The organism is Mucilaginibacter flavus (genome assembly GCF_030409315.1).
Taxonomy (GTDB): Bacteria; Bacteroidota; Bacteroidia; order Sphingobacteriales; family Sphingobacteriaceae; genus Mucilaginibacter; species Mucilaginibacter flavus.
This window is the reverse complement of sequence record NZ_JAUFPS010000012.1, coordinates 413,389-434,085: the sequence shown is the minus strand read 5'-3', so window position 1 is coordinate 434,085 and position 20,697 is coordinate 413,389. Positions and strand designations below refer to the sequence as shown.

10 protein-coding genes are annotated in these 20,697 nt (G+C 43.9%); 8 read left to right on the top strand and 2 right to left on the bottom strand.

Annotated features, from left to right (window positions below; genetic code table 11):
* The first annotated feature begins 554 nt into the window (after positions 1-554).
* The 7 genes from QWZ17_RS04550 (at position 555) to QWZ17_RS04520 (ending at position 15,740) form a co-directional block, all read left to right on the top strand.
* Complete coding sequence (locus tag QWZ17_RS04550) at positions 555-3,758, top strand: SusC/RagA family TonB-linked outer membrane protein (RefSeq protein WP_290303765.1); 3,204 nt, start codon at positions 555-557, stop codon at positions 3,756-3,758.
* 30 nt (positions 3,759-3,788) lie between these two features.
* Positions 3,789-5,531 (top strand): RagB/SusD family nutrient uptake outer membrane protein, encoded by a 1,743-nt coding sequence (locus QWZ17_RS04545; protein WP_290303764.1) that lies wholly within the window; start codon positions 3,789-3,791, stop codon positions 5,529-5,531.
* Between the two features lie 252 nt (positions 5,532-5,783).
* Positions 5,784-7,001, top strand: a complete 1,218-nt coding sequence (locus QWZ17_RS04540) for a multiheme c-type cytochrome (protein ID WP_290303763.1) — start codon at positions 5,784-5,786, stop codon at positions 6,999-7,001.
* 38 nt (positions 7,002-7,039) lie between these two features.
* Positions 7,040-10,615 (top strand): VCBS repeat-containing protein, encoded by a 3,576-nt coding sequence (locus QWZ17_RS04535; RefSeq protein WP_290303761.1) that lies wholly within the window; start codon positions 7,040-7,042, stop codon positions 10,613-10,615.
* A gap of 507 nt (positions 10,616-11,122) precedes the next feature.
* Positions 11,123-12,952 (top strand): 3-keto-alpha-glucoside-1,2-lyase-like domain-containing protein, encoded by a 1,830-nt coding sequence (locus tag QWZ17_RS04530; RefSeq protein ID WP_290303760.1) that lies wholly within the window; start codon positions 11,123-11,125, stop codon positions 12,950-12,952.
* Between the two features lie 12 nt (positions 12,953-12,964).
* The gene (locus tag QWZ17_RS04525) at positions 12,965-14,932 is read left to right on the top strand and encodes a c-type cytochrome (protein ID WP_290303758.1); all 1,968 of its coding nucleotides are present in this window, start codon (positions 12,965-12,967) and stop codon (positions 14,930-14,932) included.
* A 31-nt stretch (positions 14,933-14,963) separates the two neighbouring features.
* Positions 14,964-15,740: a 3-keto-disaccharide hydrolase gene (locus tag QWZ17_RS04520; protein WP_290303757.1), complete on the top strand. Its 777-nt coding sequence runs from the start codon at positions 14,964-14,966 to the stop codon at positions 15,738-15,740.
* Between the two features lie 473 nt (positions 15,741-16,213).
* On the opposite strand, the gene QWZ17_RS04515 is transcribed toward QWZ17_RS04520, so the two are convergent.
* Together QWZ17_RS04515 and QWZ17_RS04510 are read right to left on the bottom strand one after the other, a co-directional pair.
* Positions 16,214-16,591: a VOC family protein gene (locus tag QWZ17_RS04515; protein ID WP_290303756.1), complete on the bottom strand. Its 378-nt coding sequence runs from the start codon at positions 16,589-16,591 to the stop codon at positions 16,214-16,216.
* Positions 16,592-16,785: 194 nt separating this feature from the next.
* A complete protein-coding gene (locus QWZ17_RS04510; RefSeq protein ID WP_290303755.1) occupies positions 16,786-17,850 on the bottom strand; it encodes a cobalamin-independent methionine synthase II family protein in 1,065 nt (354 codons plus the stop codon).
* 257 nt (positions 17,851-18,107) lie between these two features.
* Between QWZ17_RS04510 and QWZ17_RS04505 the strand changes: the two genes are divergently transcribed.
* Positions 18,108-20,636 (top strand): mechanosensitive ion channel family protein, encoded by a 2,529-nt coding sequence (locus QWZ17_RS04505; protein ID WP_290303753.1) that lies wholly within the window; start codon positions 18,108-18,110, stop codon positions 20,634-20,636.
* Positions 20,637-20,697 lie beyond the last annotated feature (61 nt).

Below are 20,697 nucleotides of genomic sequence, written 5' to 3'. Positions count from 1 at the left end.
AGGCCTGGCTAAATTCTATAACGTATATGAAGGATGGTTAATGTTTCAAAACTTCAACTAAAAGATGTGTACACACAGTAGCCTCTCAAGAGGGGATTTGAAAAAGAACCCTTTGGCCGCATAGTTTGATTCATTTAACATCGTTCCATTTTCAATTTCTTCCTTGTTAAGTGCTCCAAAGTAGCGCCATTCATCAACCAATTCGCAATAATCATTACTCCCCATATCCTAAACGAGCATTTTAATAAATGCGCTTGTATCCCAACCCCTTAAATACACTAACCCCACCGTAAAAAGCACGATAAATTTGTATCATTTTAAGGCGGATATTAATTATAAAACTCTCTTTTTTTATTAATATAAATTATAAATAACTGATAATCAATGTATTTATACAGGTTAACATTTGTTGTATCAATTTTAACATATGTAGTACAATCGATTGTTTGGGTTGTATAGATTTGGTATCAAGGTTTAGTAATTCCGCTTGCAAGAGGCAGGATATTGAACCGCTTAGATAGCAAACCAATTTTTAAATTTTAACATAATAATGTATGAGAGGAAAACTACACATCAAAAAAGTTGTGTCTTTGATCTGGGTCAGCTTATCACTTTTGCTGGTGAGCATGTCGGGTTATGCGCAAACTAAAGTTACCGGAAAAGTTACCGGTGCCGACGACGGGCTGCCAATTCCGGGCGTAACCATCAGGGTAAAGGGCACAACAACGGTAACAAGTACAAATACCGAAGGAACTTATGCTATCAGCGCGGGCAGCAATGCTACCCTGATATTTACCTTTGTTGGTTATACAAGCCAGGAGGTAGCAGTAAATGGCGCTGCATTAAACGTAAAATTAGCCCCCGAAAATAAGGCCCTTAACGAGGTTGTGGTAATTGGCTACGGTAGCGCCAAGCGTAGCGACGTTACCGGTGCCATAAGCTCGGTTAGCGCGGCCACTATCGAAAAGGTACCGGTTACATCCGTGGATCAGGCATTACAAGGCCGTGCGGCGGGTGTACAGGTAACTAACAATGATGCTTCTCCGGGCGGTAACGTTTCGGTGATCATCAGGGGTACGGGTAGCCCGGCAACCGGCGGTAACTCACCATTGTATGTTATCGACGGTTATCCGTTGAACGCGGGCGGTATCAATAACATCAATCCAAGCGATATCGCTTCAATGGAAATCCTGAAAGACGCGTCGGCCACCGCCATTTACGGTGTAAGGGCTGCTAACGGTGTTGTTTTGATCACTACCAAAAGCGGTAAAAAAGATGGCAACGCGATAGTTGAATTTAACGCTTATAACGCGTTTCAAAGCAAGCCTAAACAGTACGATTTGTTAAACGCGCAACAATTTGCCACCCTGGCCAATACCGTAGCCGCTACAGATCCCAACAAGCATTTTACCACATTAGCTAACTGGGCCGACCCATCGTCGTTAACTAATGCCGACTGGCAAAATGCTATTTACCGCTCTGGTTTAACTCAAAACTATGATCTTTCTATCCGTGGTGGTAATGAAAAGGTACAATCAAAAGTAGCCGTTGGTTATTACGATCAAAAAGGTACCGTTTACGCTTCGTACTTTAAAAGGATCACCCTTGGTGCCAAGTTAGATTATACGCCCATGAAATGGCTTAAATCAACCACCAACGCCAATTACTCATACCAAAACTACAACACCCCTTATGGTACCGGCAGTTTAGGTAACATTAACCAATTGCCACCAACATTGGATGGCGGTAACAAAAATACCAGCCAGATAAAAGATGGCAAAGGTAACTACGGTTTTTATAACCCTATTTATACCTATGTTGCTAAAAACGGCAACCCTATTTATGATCTGGATCATAACCAATACAAAAACATTAATAACTTTTTCAAAGCAAACTCACAATTAGAAGCTTCTATTTTTGACGGTTTGAAATTGAAAACCAATGCAGGTGTTACTTATACAGGTTATAACGGTTCTTATTTTCAACCATCAGATAGCCGTAAAATTGATCAGTATGGCGCGGCTGCCGGTGCATCTGGCAACGCTTTGTTCTCTCAGCACATCAACAGTACTTTTGACTGGTTGTGGGAAAACTACCTAAGTTACGACAAAACCTTCGGTGCGCACACTATCAATTTTGTGGGTGGTGTATCTGAGCAGGAACGTGATTACAACAGCATGGGTGGCAGCGTAATTCCGCCAAACAGCGTTATTAAGGATTTAAACCAGGGTACAAACCTTAAGCTTGATCCTTATGGTAACGGTGAGGTTAAACGTTCATACGCTTCGCAATTTGCAAGGTTATCTTACAACTATTTAACCAGGTATTATTTAACCGCTACAGTTAGAAGAGACGGTTCATCGCAATTTGCGCCCGGTCACCAATACGGTACTTTTTACTCAGGTGCTTTAAACTGGAATGCTAAAAAAGAATCGTTCCTGGCTAATGTAGATTGGTTATCAGGTTTAAAATTCCGCGGTAGCTATGGCGAGTTAGGTAACCAGGCCGGTATTGGCGATTTTACTTACCAATCGCTTTACACCGCGGGTTCGGCACCGGGCAACAGTGGTAACCTTGGTTACGCTTTTGGTAAAGTTGGCGGTACAAACGGTACGTACCAGGCAGGTATAGCTTCTTTTCAGCCAGAAAATGATAACATCCGCTGGGAAACAGATTACGAAACCGATATTGGTACCGATATCTCGTTTTTACATGGTGATTTAACCCTTACAGTTGATTACTTTAACAGGAGATCAAAAGACTTCCTTTTAAACCTTACCGCTTCGCCGCAAACAGGATATTTAACCTTGCCAAGTAACGTTGGTTCGATAGTAAATAAAGGTTGGGAGTTTGCATTAAGCTACAACCATGCTGTAACCAGCGATTTACGTATTGACCTTGCCTTAACCGGTTCATTCATAAAAAATAAGCTTACCAGCTTAAATTCGGGCAACACTTATATAGGTAACCTGGGTAGCCTGGCCTTAACTGGTGATGGCTGGTCTGATTTTACCCGTACTTACATCGGGCAGCCAATTGGCGAATTTTACGGCTATAAAGCACTTGGAATTATCCAAAGCCAGGCGCAGTTAGATGCCTTAAACGCGGCAGCAAAAGCTAAAGGCAACTCTTATTATTATAAAGCTACTACCGCTGTAGGCGATAGGTTATTTGCCGATGTTAATAACAGCGGTAGCGTAACCCCTGATGACCAGGTAGCTTTAGGTAGCGCGCAGCCAAAATTCTTTGGTGGCTTTAACTTAGGTGCAAACTATAAAAACTGGGATTTTAACGCCTACTTCTATGGCGTTTACGGTAACAAAATACTTAACTACCAGGAGAGTAATTTAGAGAGCTTTGCGCAACGCGGATCTGTAAGTATCGAAAACGTGAGCAAAGAGTATTATAACAATTACTTTACACCTTCTCGCCCTTCAAACCGTTACGCGGCCGTTTATTATGACGATACCGATCATGGTAACCTTGTACCATCAAGCGTATGGATTGAAAACGGCAGCTTCCTTAAATTAAAAACCTTAACAGTTGGCTATAGCCTACCAACAGATCTGGTTAAAAAATTGACCCTGACTAAAGTAAGGATCTACGTGTCATCACAAAATTTATTCACCATTACAAAATACACTGGTCTTGATCCGGAGATCGGTTCACAAGGCGGCAGCCCAACACAAACTGGTATTGATAACGGTACTTATCCGTCATCAAGATTCTATACCGTGGGTTTAAACGTAGTATTTTAATAAGGAGATAAAAAAATTAACGATATGAAAATGAACAAAAGATATATAGCAGCGGCAGCCCTCCTGGCAGGTACACTACTGGTTCCGCTTAGCTGCAAAAAGAATTTTTTAACCCAAACCAACACGTTCCAGTCAACCGCTGATGCGACTTTTGAAAAATCGCAGGATGTAGTGGCCCTGGTAAACAGCATTTACGATGGTTACCAGAACAGCGATTTGCTGAAAAAATCAATCTGGTACTATGCCAACTTTACATCGCACGATTGGTTTAACGATGGTGGCGATATTGCCTGGAATAACTATACCATCAGCCCAACTTTTGCCGCTTTGTATACATTTTGGCAAAACGGGTATATCGATATCATCCGCGCCAACTCGGCGTTAGAGATCATCGCGACAGCTAAATCAAAAGGTGTTGTTACCGAAGAATTAGGAAACCGCCTGTTAGGTGAGGCTTACTTTTTACGCGGCATGACTTACTATTACCTTGCCGGTAGCTTTGGCGGCGTACCTATCGAATTAAAAGCATCAACCAATGGCTTATCACCAAGAAGCACGCAAGACCAGGTATTTGCCCAGGTTGTTGCCGATATGAAACAAGCCGAAACCTTATTGCAATCAAAAACAACTTTACCGGCAACAGAATTAGGCCGCGCTACCAAAGGTGCCGCTTATGCCTATGAAGGTTCGGCACAAATGTGGTTAGGTAAATATGCAGATGCGTTAACCGCGTTTAACAACCCCGAGTTGACCAACAACTATCACCTGTTGCCAAACTTTATTGATGTTCATGAATTTGATCATCAAAACAACGATGAATCGTTATTTGAAATTCAGTTTGACATCCAGGGTTCACAAAGCTGGGATGGCGGCTGGCAAAATGGCGGCGAAGTTGCCTGGATTGATGACTTTAGTTGGCCACATGAAATAAGCGGTTTTGGTTACGATTACGGTAACCCAGGCTTAGAGTATTCATACCAGACTGGTGATTTACGTAAACATGCAACCATTGCCGGTCCTGGCGATTCATTGATCAGCCCGGGGATTATCAAAAAATGGGGTGGTATTAAAGGTTACCAGGTAACTATTGATGGGTTTAAAAATGGTACCAAAGATAATGCCGGTCAGCAATATGGCTCATACGTAGGCGACGACGGCAAAATTATCAATACTGTTGGTGCTATCAGGCAGCCATGGTATGGTGATGACCTTACCCGCTCTGGTTATTATTGCGCTAAAAAATGGCGCGATCCAAACCTTACAGGCGCAAACGGCAACTCAACCATATTTGGTTCGCAAAACCAAATCCTGATGCGTTATGCCGAAGTGTTATTATCAAGGGCCGAGTGTAAAATACGTACAGGTGATGTACCGGGAGCAATGGCCGATTTGAAAATTGTACGTAACAGGGCCTTTGGTGGTACCGCTCCGGCAGTTATGCAGGATGGTTTAACCTTTGATGGTAAAGCAACCACGCCAATCACCGATCCTTTGCAAATGGTGTTAAGCGAATACAGGCACGAGCTAACCGGCGAATATTCATTGTTTTACCTGTTACGCAGAGCTGGCGCGGGTGTAGCTGCCGCATTTATCAAAAACAATTATGGTACTGATGGTACAGTTACACCGCAACCTTATCCATACGGCCCAACTGCCGATGGTAAATTGCATGGTGTTTGGCGTACATCGTTGCCGGCTGGTCATGATATATTACCGATACCGCAAACTGCAAGGGGGCTTAATCCAAACCTGACTCAAAACCCAGGTTATTAAGCAGAAGAGTTTAAATCAAAATGAGATTTGGTTTATAATTGGTTATCTTGTTTCGGCTTCTCCCAATTGGGAGAAGCCTTTTTACCTTTCGGGATTTAAAGCTTTTACCCCGATTTATGAGCGTATATTTATAACATACGCGGCCCTTATAACCTAATTGTACTTGCAATACCAATGGCGGTACATCAATAATTTAATATGCATTGCATCAAACCAAAATTTGATAAAATAGTGCTGAACTGATATGATGCTATGAAGAAAGTTTTAGCTATAGCAGGTATTTGTATAGCATTACTGGCCATTTTATATGTGCAACTTAAGCCCGGTACAGCCAGTGCCGATCCGCGGGGCAATGCTTACGCCGGCTCAAAAGCCTGTGCCAGATGCCATGCTAAAATTGCCGACTCATACCTGCATACGGCGCATTTTATGGCATCAATGCCCGCTACTGCCGGCACGGTGCATGGTAGCTTTGCAGCCGGGAAAAATACTTTCAGCATAGATCAAAACCAAAAAATAGTGATGGAGAAACGTGGAGGCGGCTTATATCAAACGTATTATGTAGATGGCAAGGCAAAGGATGCCCATCGTTTTGATGTTGTTTTTGGCGGGGTTAAAGGCGAAAGTTATTTGTATTGGAAAGATGACAGGCTTTACCAGTTGCCGCTTTCATACTTTAACCGCCAGGATGAATGGTCAACCAGTCCCGGTTATAAATTTAGTTTCGTTGATTTCCGGTCGATAGGTAAACGTTGTTTAGAGTGCCATGTATCCTATGTTAATGAAATGCCCGGCGAAAAGCAACAGTTAAGCCGCGACGAGCAATTTGATAAAAGCACCATGGTTTACGGTATTGATTGCGAGCGCTGCCATGGTCCCGGCGCACAACACGTCGATTTTCAAACTAATAACCCACAGGTAAAAACGGCGAAGTTTATAGCCAGGTATGCTTCATTAAGCAGGGCGCAACGTATGGATGCCTGCGCGGTTTGCCACTCGGGCATTCATACTTCCCTGCTTAAATCAACCTTTGGCTTTATGCCAGGCGATACCTTTGCCAAATATAAACTGCCCGAATTTCAGCAACATTTAGATACTACACAGTTAGATGTGCATGGTAAGCAATTTCAGCTATTGCAAAGCAGCAAATGTTACCTCAACAGCAAAATGGATTGTGGTACATGCCACGATACACACCAAAATACAAGAGGTAACGATGTTTTATATGCCCAAAAGTGCCTTAGCTGCCATAACAACGCTGGGCATACCTATTGTAAAATGAGTAATAAGCTTGGTGCAGATGTTTTAAAAAGCAAGTGCATCAGCTGCCATATGCCTGAGTTAACTACCAACGTAATTTCTGTACAGGTTGCGGATAAAGCGCCGCCGGTCCGGTTTTTTGTACATACCCATCATATAGCCATATATCCGCAGGAGGTTAAAAAGATATTGGCCTTTATCAACAAATAAATCAATGCATACTGTTAAATTTCAGCTCCTATTCTTTTATGAGTAAAATATATACTTCCGCTTTGTTTTTGCTTGCTGCTTGCCTGTTTTCGTGCAGAAAGCATACGCTGTTCCAGCAAATTTCGTCTTCGCATTCAGGCATCCATTTCAATAACCAGATCATCGAAACGGATACCATCAACCCCTTTGATATGACCAATATTTATAACGGTGGCGGCGTTGGTGTTGGCGATTTTAATAACGATGGCCTGCCCGATTTATATTTTACCGGCAACCTGGTATCAAACAAACTTTACCTCAATAAAGGCAATTTTGAGTTTGAAGATATTACGGATAAAGCAGGCGTAAGTGGCATGGGCCGATGGGGGCGTGGCGTTGCCATTGTAGATATCAATAACGATGGCTTAATGGATATTTACGTGTGTAATACCATTTACCCCGATTCGGCAAGGCGGCGTAATATTTTATACATAAATCAGGGCAAGGATAAAGACGGCGTGCCTCATTTTAAAGATGAGGCTAAGGAGTATGGCTTGGATCTTACCCGGCAATCAACCATGGCCAGTTTTTTTGATTACGATAACGATGGCGACCTGGATATGTACCTTACCGTAAACACGGCATCATCCAATTATTACCCCAATGTATTTGGTAAGGCAACCCGCACCAACAGCAACAGCACCGGCAGGTTATACCGTAACGACTGGGACGAAAAACTGCACCACGCCGTATTTCATGATGTTTCGCAGCAAGCCGGCACCAATATAGATGGCTTTGGCCACGGTGCCACTACGGTAGATATCAATGGCGATGGCTGGAAAGATATCTACGTATCTAATGATTTTGTATCAAGTAATATCCTGTACATCAATAACCACGACGGCACGTTTACCGATAAATCAAAGGAGTATTTTAAACATACCTCCTACAACGCCATGGGGCAGGATATTGTGGATATCAATAACGATGGCCTGGCCGACGTAGTGGAGCTGGATATGAACCCCGAGGATAATTATCGTAAAAAGATGATTTTGGGTGCCAATAGCTACCAGATGTTTCAATATTTTGACATGTTTGGCACGCAGTACCAATATGTGCGCAACACCTTGCAGGTTAACCAGGGGCCAAAAGTAGGCGCGCAGGGACGCATAGGCAGCCCGGCATTCAGCGAGGTTGGTTTTTTAAGCGGCATGTCGCAAACAGACTGGAGCTGGACACCGCTGGTTACCGATTTTGATAACGATGGCTACCGCGACCTGGTGGTAACCAATGGCTACCCCAAAGATGTATCCGATCGAGATTTTATGACCTACAGACAGCAAGCCTTCGCGGTAACGCCCAAGAAAAAGGTGCTGGAGCAAATTCCGCAAATAAAGCTGCACAACTATGCTTTCTCCAACAACGGCAACCTTACGTTTACCGATGTAAGTAAAACCTGGGGCTTAAGCCTGCCAACGTTTTCAAACGGTGCGGTATATGCCGATCTGGATAATGACGGCGCTATGGATATGGTTGTCAATAATGTTAACGACGAAGCGCTGGTATACCGCAATACCTCCCGAGATGATAAAGAGAAGAAAGACAAAACCCATTACCTGCAAATAGGTTTTACGGGCGATAAGCAAAACATTGAAGCCCTGGGTACTATTGTAAATATTTATTATGACCATGGCAAACAACAGGTTTATGAAAACGATCCTTACCGGGGTTATTTATCATCAGATGAATGTATAGCCCATTTTGGCTTAGGGAAGGTTAACATCGTAGATTCGGTGGTGGTTAAATGGCCCGGCAATAAAAAACAGGTTTTAATTAACGTGTATGCCGATCAAAAGCTGAAGCTTAAGATAAGCGACGCCAAAAATACATACACTTTAAACCAGCCCCAGTTTGCTACTAAAGCTTTGTTTAAAGAGGTGTCCGATTCGTTAGGCATTCATTTTAAACACAAAGCGGCCGATTTTATCGACTTTAATATTCAAAAACTATTACCGCACAAATTATCAGAATACAGCCCCGCGCTTGCCGTAGGTGATGTGGACGGCAACGGTTTCGACGATATGATAGTTGGTGGTAACGCCGTATACCCCGCTCAGGTATTTTTACAGCAGCCCAACGGCAAATTTACTCAGCGCGATTTGGTGAATACCCCATCAGATGGTAAGCACCTGTATAAAGATGCCGGCTTGCTGCTTTTTGATGCCAATGGCGATGGCAAGCTTGATTTGTACGCCGCAAGTGGCGGATACGAGGCCATGACAGGCAGCCCCGAGTACCAGGACAGGCTTTATCTTAACGATGGTAAAGGCAACTTTACCCTGGCAACAGATGCTTTACCGGCCAACTTTACCAGTAAGATGTGCGTGCGCGCCTGCGATTATAATAAAGATGGCAAGCTTGATCTGTTTGTATCTGGCAGGGTTGCCCCCTGGAATTATCCAAAGCCGGTATCGAGCATGATATTGCGTAACGATAGCAAAGATGGCCACGTTAAATTTACGGATGTTACCGCCCAGGTAGCCCCGGTATTGAAAAATGTGGGTATGGTTTGCGATGCCTTGTTTACCGATTTTGATAACGACGGCTGGCCCGATATGATCATGGCCGGTGAATGGATGCCGGTAACCTTCCTTAAAAACGACCATGGTAAGTTTGTTAATGTAACCGCGAATACCGGTGTTGGCGGTAAATTGGGCTGGTGGAATTCCATTGCAGCCGGCGATTTCAGGCATACCGGTCGTACGGATTACATTGTGGGTAACCTTGGGCAAAACAGTTTGTTCCAGGCCAGTGATCAGTATCCGGTTTACATTACCGCCAAAGATTTTGATAAAAACGGCAGTTTTACGGCTATACCGTCGTTGTTTTTACCATCGCAGGATGGTGATAAAAAAGAATTTCCATCGGTAGGGCGCGAGGATTTGCTGAAGCAGATGATCAGCATGAAAAAGAAGTTTCAAAACTTTAAATCGTACGCCACGGCTCCCATGAGCGATGTGCTATCGCCCGAGCAAATGGAGGGCGCGGTGAGGTTGAAAGCCAATATGCTTAAATCATGCTACCTGCGTAACGATGGCAATGGCAAATTCACCATGATTCCTTTACCTATAGAAGCCCAGGTATCTGTACTCAACGGCATGGAAACCGGCGATTTTGACGGCGACGGAAACCTTGATGTAATGATAAACGGTAACGACTACGGCACCGATGTATCCATAGGCCGCTACGATGCATTGAACGGCCTGATGCTGAAAGGCGATGGTAAAGGCGGCTTTAAACCCATGAGTATTTTGCAAAGCGGCATTTATATACCCGGCAACGGCAAAGCCCTCGTTAAACTGCGCGATAACAGCGGCCATATGTTGTTGGCTGCCAGTCAGAATAAAGACTCATTAAAGGTATTTAAAACAAATGCCCCAATGAAAAATATACCGGTTGCCGAACACGATGCTTATGCTTTAATAACCTATAAGGACGGTAAAACTGCAAGGCAGGAGTTTTATTATGGTAACTCGTTTTTATCACAGTCGGCCAGGTTTGTACAGGTAGGAGATAGGGTGAAAAGTGTGGTTGTTGTTGATAATAAGGGGAATAAGCGGAGTGTAGCGTTGTGAAAATGCCGGGAGCCTGAAAAAGCATTAATAACGCAGATTGCATGGCGGAGAAGACTCACCCGGCCACGCTACGCTGGCCACCCTCTCTTCAACCTGCGGTTGGAAAGAGGGGTTTGAGCGCTGATTATCAAATAATTAATTATTAATTGGTCATCACAATAAAGGCAAACTTTTCAAACCCCTCTTTCCGGCGAAGCCGAAGAGAGGGTGCCGCGCGTAGCGCTGGCGGGTGAGTCTTCTCCTGCGTTCAAACCGATGTTTGGGTAAACGCCTTGTGCCGTAGATAGGATAAACAATAATCAAGATAACTTTAGCCAAGAATCGGAGCAACTCTGAAAATGTAAACATAATTTTTTAACCAATAATCCTGATCAATCAAACACTCAAACCATTGTATCACAAATATTAACAATAATTACGCAATCGATTGTTTTTAAATTATTAAATTGCACAGGATAAGGGCTTACGGCGCTTATTCCATTTAAACCATATTATAAATAAGAAAGCATGTATTCTATTAAGTATCCCACTATAAAAATTAGCGGTAAAGGTGCTTTGGTGATGTTTATTTGTCTGCTGGGTGGCCAAAAACTCCAGGCGCAAAGCAGCGTACCACTTACCAATCTTTCCTTTTTCCAGGAGCCATCATCAAACTGGAAACTGGCCACCGGCGTACAAGCTGATTTGCAACAAGATGAAGTTTTAAGCACCAAAGATGGTACGGGCATTTTAGTAAACCTGCCCGGTAAAAAAGGAGCGAAAGATCTTTATACCAAAAGCACTTATGGCGATGTAGATATTGAACTGGATTACCTGATGGCTAAAGGATCAAACTCTGGTATTTATTTGCAGGGACGGTATGAAATTCAACTGCTGGATAGCTGGGGTACGGTAAATCCCAAATCGGGCGATAATGGTGGAATTTACGAACGCTGGGACGATAGTAAACCCGATGGGCAGCAAGGCTATGATGGTCATGCGCCAAGGCAAAATGCCAGCCGTGCACCGGGTTTATGGCAACATATGAAAATATCTTTCCAGGCACCAAGGTTTGATGCCGGGGGACAAAAGATCAGTAACGCTAAGGTGATTTACGTCTGGCTTAATGGTGTGCTGATACAGGATAATGTAGAGCTTGCCGGCCCAACCCGTGGCGCTATGGATAGCAAGGAAACCACGGCTGGTCCGCTGCGTATCCAGGGCGATCATGGGGCTGTAGCTTTCAGGAATATCAACATTACCAACTTTGATAAGCCGCACCCGGTATTGGGCAATTTAAAATACGCGGTTTACAAAGGTGGCGCTATAAAAAATCCGGATTATAAAACGCTTAAGCCCGAATCTGAGGGAAGCTCAATCGAACTATCATCTAACCAGGGCAAGTTAACCAACGACTTTTTAATGCGCTACACCGGCAATATTAAAGTAACCGAAGCCGGCGAATACACTTTTAGGCTAAGCGTACCAGGTGGCAAAGGCGCTTTGCGTATTAACGGCAGCGATGCGGTTACAGCCAACAACAGGGGGGAGGGCAAGATTCAACTGGCTGCCGGTGAGCACCCTTTTGACCTCGTTTACGCCAAAACAGTAGATTGGGCCAAGCCAGCTTTAGGCCTTACCGTTTCCGGTCCGGGTGTTAGGGAATATTTGCTGAGCGATGCCAACGTGAGCAACAATGATCCGGTTGATCCGATACTGATCAACGCCACCGAAAATACCATCCTGCGTAGTTTTAGCGATTTACCGGGCGGAATCCGGGTTACGCATGGCGTAAATGTAGGGAGCCCAAAATTGGTGCATTATACTTTTGATTTGGATAAAGGCATGATTGTGCAAGCCTGGCGTGGCGGTTTCCTTGATGCCACCCCCATGTGGCACGATAGGGGCGATGGTTCATCACGCGTCGCCGGCTCCGTACTATACTTTGGCAAACCTGTACCCTCAATTGAAAAATTGGGTACCGAACAAACTCCATGGGCAGCAGATACAGCAGGAACAGGATATAAACCTAAAGGTTATCTATTAGATAATAGCGGCCAGCCAACTTTCAGGTACATGGTTTATGGCGCTATGGTAAATGATGTCAGCACGGTTATAGATGGCGGGCAAGGTATCAGCAGGCAAATTATGGTACAAAACCAGGTTGATGGTTTATTTGTGCACCTGGTAACGGCCGGCAACATTGAATCATTGGGCAACGGTTTGTATACCGTGGATGATAAATCATACTACATCCGTATTGATGACGGGGCAAAACCAATTTTAAGGGGTGCCGGGGGAAAGCAGGAACTGATTATTCCCATCAAGCAAAAATTAACCTATTCTATCATCTTTTAAGCTGCCTGCATCATGATTCACAATATAAAACAAATGATAAATAAGGGCGCGTTGGTTATAGCCTTAACAGCTGCCGCGCTTTCCATCAATACGCAGAATACCTACGCCCAGGCCGAATCGCCTAAAGAGGACGATTTTTTTAAGATCATGAAAATCCCTGCGCCCGAAGGTACCATATTGGAGGTTGGAGGTTTATGTACCCTGCCAAACGGTACGCTGGCGGTAACTACCCGTCGTGGTGATATTTTTATGGTAGAGAACCCAACGGCTCAACACCCCTTCTTCCGCAAGTTTGCTTCGGGGCTGCACGAGGTTTTGGGCGCGGCTTATAAGGATGGCTCGCTGTATGTGGTACAACGCGGCGAACTCACCAAACTTACCGATACCAATATGGATGGTAAGGCCGATGTTTTTGAAACTATTTACGCCTGGCCGCTATCTGGCAATTACCATGAGTATAGTTTCGGCCCTAAAATAGCGCCCGATGGTTCTTTCTTTGTTACACTCAACCTGGGCTTCCCACCGGATTGGTGGCACCCCAAAAGCTTTGTGCCTTACCGCGGCTGGACGTTGAACATTAAAGAAGATGGCACCGTAACGCCATGGGCCGCGGGCATGCGCTCGCCTTGTGGTATCAGCATGATTGACGGCGAGTTGTGGTACAGCGATAACCAGGGTGACTGGGTAGGCTCTGGCAGTATTATGCAGGTAAAAAAAGGGGCGTTCATGGGGCACCCATCAAGCCTGGTTTGGACTAACTTGCCAAACTCGCCCCTCAAATTAACTTCTGAGCAGTTCTTCGCCAAAAACAACCCACGGATTGAATTTGACAAAGATGGCCAACCCTTTAAACCCCAGGATATTGTTAACGAAAAATTTAAAACCGAGTTTGAGGCCAAAAAAGAAATCCCCGAATTAACGCTGCCGGTAGTTTGGCTGCCGCACGGTATTTTGGGTATCTCCAACTCCGAAATTGTAAAAATTCCGCAGGACGCTTTTGGTCCGTTTGGCGGACAACTGCTGGTGTGCGACCAGGGGCAGAGCATGGTTGACCGGATCTTTTTAGAGAAAGTAAATGGCGAATACCAAGGCGCGGCATGGGCTTTCAGGAGTGGTTTTCAGTCGGGTGTGATCAGGCTGGCCTGGTTACCTGATGGTTCATTGGCCGCCGGTGAAACCAACCGTGGCTGGGGATCGGCAGGTGATGCCACCATGGGTCTGCAACGTTTGGTATGGAACAATAAAGTGCCGTTTGAAATGCGTGCCATCCGCGCCATGCCCGATGGTTTTGAGATAGAATTTACCAAACCGGTTGATAAAAAAGTAGCCGAGGATATCGCCTCGTATTCAGTAGAAAGCTACATTTATAAATACCAGGCCGTTTATGGCAGTCCCCCGGTAAATACCGAAAAATGCCCCATAGCAGGTGTAAAGGTATCTGAGGATGGTTTAAGGGCGAGGCTGATCGTTAATAACCTGCGCCGGTATTATATCCATACCATTACTTTAGATGGCATACGGGATAAGGAAAATTATTTTAATCTGGTGCATCCAACAGCTTATTACACACTTAACAGCATCCCCGTAGGGCAAAAACTTTCAATGAGCGAGGTGAGCACGCTAAACTCGGCCAAAACAAAAGCGGCGATGACAGCAACAGGTAAAAAAGGGGCTTTGGTAAAAGGCGTTCCTGCAAAGGTACTGGCAGCAACAAACGTAACGCCTACTTTTGATGATGTAAAACCATTGCTGGCAAAAAATACCTGCCTATCATGTCATAACGCCAATAAGCGCCAGGTTGGACCTGCTTATGTAGATGTTGCCAAAAGAAAATACAGCGTAAACGAACTGATACAACTGATTCACAGTCCTAAGCCCGAGCATTGGCCGGATTATTCAACACCAATGCCGCCCATGCCGCAGGTGCCTAAAGAGGAAGCCCGTAAAATAGCGCTCTGGATTAAATCACTGGCTAAATAAATTGACTACTAACCACATAAGATTTTACATAATGAAAAGGAATTACACTTTAATATTTGCCACGCTGTTGGCAGGCAGCGCCCTAACCGCAAAGGCCCAGGAAAAAGCCAAACCCGAAGATACCGAATACTACACCCCGGTACCACCCGTAGTAACCCCGGCCAAAAACATGGGCGATGCGCCATCTGATGCCATTGTTTTGTTTGATGGTAAAAACCTGGATGAGTGGGTAGCTACCAATGATTCCTCATCAACCCATAAATGGAAGGTAGCCGATCATGTGATCACCGTTGATAAAACCGCAGGCGATATCCAAACCAAACGTAAATTCCAGGATTTTCAACTGCATATTGAGTACCGCATCCCATCAAACATTACCGGTAGCGGGCAGGCCCGCGGTAACAGCGGTATTTTTTTGGCGGCTTTGCCTTGGGGTGCAGGTGGTTACGAATTGCAGGTATTGGATAACTACAACAATAAAACCTATGTAAACGGCCAGGTAGGCAGCTTATACAAACAATCGCCACCACTGGCAAACGCCTGCCGCAAACCCGGCGAATGGCAATATTATGATGTGATTTGGACGGCCCCGCGTTTTAACGAGGACGGTACTCTTAAGTCGGCAGCCCGCGCCACGGTATTACACAATGGAGTATTGGTTCAAAACAATACCGCCCTTAAAGGTGATACCCCATATATCGGTCAGCCCGAGTATCGTAAACACGGTAAGGAGCCTATTAAATTACAGGCTCATGGCGATAAAAGTGAACCGATTAGTTACAGGAATATTTGGGTAAGGGAGCTGTAAGTATTTTGCACATAGTTTCCGCAAGGTTAGCGTAACTTAAACTCGTGGCAAGAGAGCACAAAAACAAGCGTCATTGCTTCGTCGTTCCTTCTACCCATGACGTATTATAAAAACGATTTGTCATCCTGAGTTTGTAAATCCAGGGACTCTGAAAGTGAAATGACAACATCAAAAAAATGGGGTCATGCTGAGCCTGTCGAAGCACGTGGGCGAAGGCCTCTGCGCGCGACCCTTCGACAGGCTCAGGGTGACAGGCCGCCTTACTTTAAAACATAACTTGTCATGGGTAGGAACGAAGGATCTTCTTCGCCCTGCTAATTACAGGCTTTTATAGTGAAGAAGATTCTTCGTTCCTCAGAATGACAGGATGAATGACAGGATGGAGAGAGTAGTTCTTGCATCATCTCCATCTTCAGAGTCTGCGGATTTTACAACTCGCAATGACGCTTCTTTTTGTTTAAGATAATTCTTTATCAAGCCGAGTGTATCGAAAGTAAATTCCCCTCGCTATCCTCAAATACCCCCAAACAACCAAACTGGGGCGAAATTTGCGTTTTGGGCATAATAACTTTGCCCCCGGCGTTTTCAACGCGGTTTAGTACCAGGTCCAGGTCGCTGCCGCCGTTCAGGTAAATTTTTGCGCCGTCTTTTGATGGTGTGTACCCTTTGCCTTGTACAATGGCTACACCTATACCCACGCCACGCTCATGCAGTAAAAAGCCCATGCGGTTTGGTCCCATCATAATTTCGGGCATGTCATAATCATATATAGCACTGTAAAACTGCTTGGCGCGGTCAAAGTCAGTAACAGGTATCTCGGCCCAAAATATCGAATCTTTTAACATTTCCATGGTTGTCGGTTTTAAATGTTGGGGGTATTTGATACAAATGTATTTTTAATACCAGGAATTAAGAAGGTAAATAGCGATAAATTTGGGGCGTTTTACGCTCTTGTTTTTTTAGATTGTAGAAGCGAGACTTACGAAGTTTTTAAAACTTCGTAAGTCTTTCGTACGCCCGGGCTTTCGTGGCTTTACAGTGACTGTTATTTTGAAAGTATTTGCTCTGCCAGTTTAGTGCCCTCAACGCGGGCGCGGATCTTGGCAAATGCTATTTCGCGGGCTGTACTGATATCATCGCCAAAAGGAGAAAAGCCACAGTCGTCTGTAGTGCCTAACTGGCTAATGGGGATAATTTCGGCGGCTTCTAAAATCAGGTCGCTTATTTGGCCTGCAGTTTCTACCTGCGGGTTAAGCACGTCGGTAACCCCTAAAAAGATGCGCTGGTTGCTGCCCAGGCTTTCTTTAATAGCCTCAAGTACCGATGGTTTATCCTTTTCGGCAGCATATTCCATATAAAAATTGCCGGCGTGCAGTTTAAACAATAATGGCAACAGTTCGGCATACGGAATATCTGCACTATGGGTTGAATCATGATCACCACCAGGGCAGGTGTGTACACCTATCTTTTTCTGCTCTTCGGCGGTAAAGTGGTCTAACACTTGGTTGTTAAGATCAATAAAGGCAGCTAACAATTGCTTGCTTGGGTCTAATTTTATAGCCAGGCGGGCTTCTGTAAAATCTATCTGAACGTTGTAAGCACTGCTATCTAAACACGACCGGATGTCGTAAACAGCGTCATTCACCAGGTCGGACAGGAATTGATCGCGGCTGTAGCCGTCAATACCTTCCTGTGGATAAAGCAAACTCATAGCCGAGCAGGAAATAACCGCCTGCTTAATAGGCAAAGACGAATATTGCCTGGCCTTTTGCAGGTAGCTATTAGCAAATGTAGTGTAGTGAAACGGGCCACCGGTAAGCTTTGGCAACTGACGGGTATGACCATCGGCAAAAGGAATCACCACGCCATCGGCAGCAAAGTGTTTAAACCCCTGCATGGGGTAGGTAACAAAACTGGGTTTAGATTGTTCTCCATCTGATATCACGGGCGAACCGGTGGCTTCCAGTTCTTTAATGGTTTCCTGGGTGGCTTTGTCAAAAAGAGTTGATAATTCGGCTTGTTGAATTTGGCCGCCGGCAAAGGCGGTCATGGCTTGTTGTAAGTAAACCGGGCGCGGAATGCTCCCGATAGGTTCGGTTAATATGCTCATAAGTATTGGTTAAGATTGTTCATAAAGTTAAATAACTTAATTTCATAAAATAAATAGCCAGGATATTTTACTTGAAAAATATAGCAATACATTAAAATTTGTGTTAAGTACAGGTAAAGGCTGCTATAAACAAGTACATATAGCAATATGATATCTTTGAATTATTGCCGTTACTGTAACGTACTATTATCAGTAGCTTTGCATAACCTTTAGGATTTTAATACTTGTACAATCATTCCCTATATAAAATTATACCGATGTCTGAAAGATTGAAATTGCTTATCATTTTTATTGTTGGCTTGTTTTTGTTGCTGCCCCCTCAAAATTCATTCGCGCAAACCAAAAAGAAAAAAGGACATCATACGCTAAGGGATTCTTTACGGGAAAAAGTATTGCAAAGAGATTCCGTTATCCGGTCGTTTAAACACTCCGATGGTTCAGTGAACGTATTGTTGGGTAAAATTGAAGACTATACATCCACTTATGTAGAAACCAACTCCGATCTGGCACGCGGTTTTGATACTTTAGATATAAGCCAGCAATTGCCGACTTTAGAGAAACGCATGGCCCTGATGCGTAAAGCCATAGATAACTCCACTACCATGGGTTTCCTGGTATCAATAAGGGGAATGGTTGATCATTTAAAAGATCAGCTAAATTCATGGGAAGACCAGCTTACGGCCTACAATAACCAGCTTGATAAGATCCATTCAGATATTGCCGATTTTAAAAAAGACACCGTTTTAAGAACTGCCCCTGCTGATAGCAGTTTGAGATTGAAAAGCTTCATCCAGGTACAAAGCCTGGAGCGTAAGTGGAAAAGCCTTGATGATAGCACCGAAAAGGCTATCATTAAAATTGGACTGTTGGAAAACCGTGTATCGTCATTAACCATTTTGCTGATAGATGTTGACGATAGGATAGATTTAAAGATTCATGACTTCACTCTTAAAGCCATGGATAACGAGTACGGTTACATCTGGAACATCCATAAAGAGGGAAGTAAGCAGCGGCTTGATACCGCGCTTGTCCGTAGTTATAAGCTCAATTCCAGGTTGTTTCGTTATTTTTTAACTAACCAATCAAACTATAAAGGGCATTTCATCACCATATTTTTGTTGCTGGCTTTCCTGGGCTGGTTAATCAATAGCCGGCGCAAAGTTGCCAAAACAGGCAATGTGCATCAAAAAATAGTTGATGAAACCAGTTACGTGGTAAAACATCCGTACCTATCTGCTATTATGGTTATCAGTGTACTCGCGCCGTTTTTTTATGATCACGCCACACAGGTATTTTTGCATATCATGTTGCTTATTACAACTGGGATGATTGGCTTTTTAATTAAGGACGTATGGCCCAAACCCTTATATAAATTCTGGACGCTTCTTTTGGGCGCAGCAGTAGTTTTCGCGTTGAGCAGTTTACTGATCCTCAATACCGATTTTGATCGCGTTGTATTATTGCTGTTATCGGGTTACGTTATCTTCTTTTCGGTAAAGTTTGCTAAACTATTAAAATCATCTACAGATATTTATCCGCCACACCTAAGGATAATAATACGGGTATTTATTGGGTTGCAGCTGGTTTCGGTTTTGCTGAACGTGTTGGGCCGTTTTAGTCTGGCAAAAATAATGGGGGTATCTGCTACTTTAAATTTATGCCTGGCCATGGGCTTTTACCTGGTGGTGCAAATATTGATGGAAAGCCTGTTTTTACAGCTGGAGGCTAACAAAACCGCCAATAGCCAAAATTTTATCTCGTATATTGATTTTAAGGTTGTTCAAAAGAAATTTAAAGGTGTTTTAATAAAAATAACATCAGTATTATGGCTTTTGGCGTTGGCAAAAAACTTAACTATTGATGATTACCTGTACGATACCATAAACGATTTTTTAAACCATCCGTACCAAATTAGCAGTACGGCGTTCACGTTTAGGAGTGTGCTGGTGTTTATTATAGTTATCTGGCTTTCGGGCTTGTTGGCGCGGGTAATAAGCTATTTTTATGATTTTGCAGGGCAACAAACAAAGCTTACGCCACAGGCAAAAAAAACACGGTCGTCCATATTACTCATCAGGCTAACGGTATTTGTTGTTGGTTTTTTTGTGGCGATAACCGCCGCCGGTATCCCAATGGATAGGGTAACCATTATTATTGGCGCATTGGGTGTAGGTATTGGTTTTGGTTTACAAAACATTGTAAACAACCTGGTGTCGGGTGTGATACTGGCCTTTGAAAAACCGGTTCAGGTAGGCGATATTATAGAGGTAAGCGGCAAATCGGGCACCATTAAAGAAATTGGTATTCGCTCAAGCAAAATAGAATGTGGCGATGGCTCTGAGTTGATTGTGCCCAACGGGGATTTGATTTCGCAACACGTTGTTAACTGGACGCTGACCGACAATAACCGCAGGGTTGAATTAATTATACGTGTTGTTTATGGCTCTGATGTTGTTAAGGTTGAGGATTTGCTTTCCTCAATAGTTAATGAACATGCCGATATTATGAAAAGCCCATCGCCGGCTATATTTTTAAATAACTTTAGCGATGCCGCGGTGGAGTTTCGTGTTTTGTTTTGGGCTGCCGATATCAACAGATGGTCGCGGTTAAAAAGTGATGTAATGCGGGAGATTTACCTGGCGTTTAACAAAGAAGGTATTGAAATAGCCCAGTCGCAAAAAGAAATACAACTGCTTTTTCCTGAAAATGGCATTGCGGAAGCGAAAGCCATCGCGGCGGCAAAAAATCAACTTCCGGATACGCCAAGTGCCGCGCAGCCTGAATAAATATATTGGATTGTTTGTTGATGATTGAAATTTGCAAAAGATGGATTGAAGTTTGCAATTT

Bases quoted from the DNA above. Each gene is read 5' to 3' on its own strand.
- QWZ17_RS04550 (WP_290303765.1), top strand. From the start codon at position 555: ATGAGAGGAAAACTACACATCAAAAAAGTTGTGTCTTTGATCTGGGTC.
- QWZ17_RS04545 (WP_290303764.1), top strand. From the start codon at position 3,789: ATGAACAAAAGATATATAGCAGCGGCAGCCCTCCTGGCAGGTACACTA.
- QWZ17_RS04540 (WP_290303763.1), top strand. From the start codon at position 5,784: ATGAAGAAAGTTTTAGCTATAGCAGGTATTTGTATAGCATTACTGGCC.
- QWZ17_RS04535 (WP_290303761.1), top strand. From the start codon at position 7,040: ATGAGTAAAATATATACTTCCGCTTTGTTTTTGCTTGCTGCTTGCCTG.
- QWZ17_RS04530 (WP_290303760.1), top strand. From the start codon at position 11,123: ATGTATTCTATTAAGTATCCCACTATAAAAATTAGCGGTAAAGGTGCT.
- QWZ17_RS04525 (WP_290303758.1), top strand. From the start codon at position 12,965: ATGATTCACAATATAAAACAAATGATAAATAAGGGCGCGTTGGTTATA.
- QWZ17_RS04520 (WP_290303757.1), top strand. From the start codon at position 14,964: ATGAAAAGGAATTACACTTTAATATTTGCCACGCTGTTGGCAGGCAGC.
- QWZ17_RS04515 (WP_290303756.1), bottom strand. From the start codon at position 16,591: ATGGAAATGTTAAAAGATTCGATATTTTGGGCCGAGATACCTGTTACT.
- QWZ17_RS04510 (WP_290303755.1), bottom strand. From the start codon at position 17,850: ATGAGCATATTAACCGAACCTATCGGGAGCATTCCGCGCCCGGTTTAC.
- QWZ17_RS04505 (WP_290303753.1), top strand. From the start codon at position 18,108: ATGTCTGAAAGATTGAAATTGCTTATCATTTTTATTGTTGGCTTGTTT.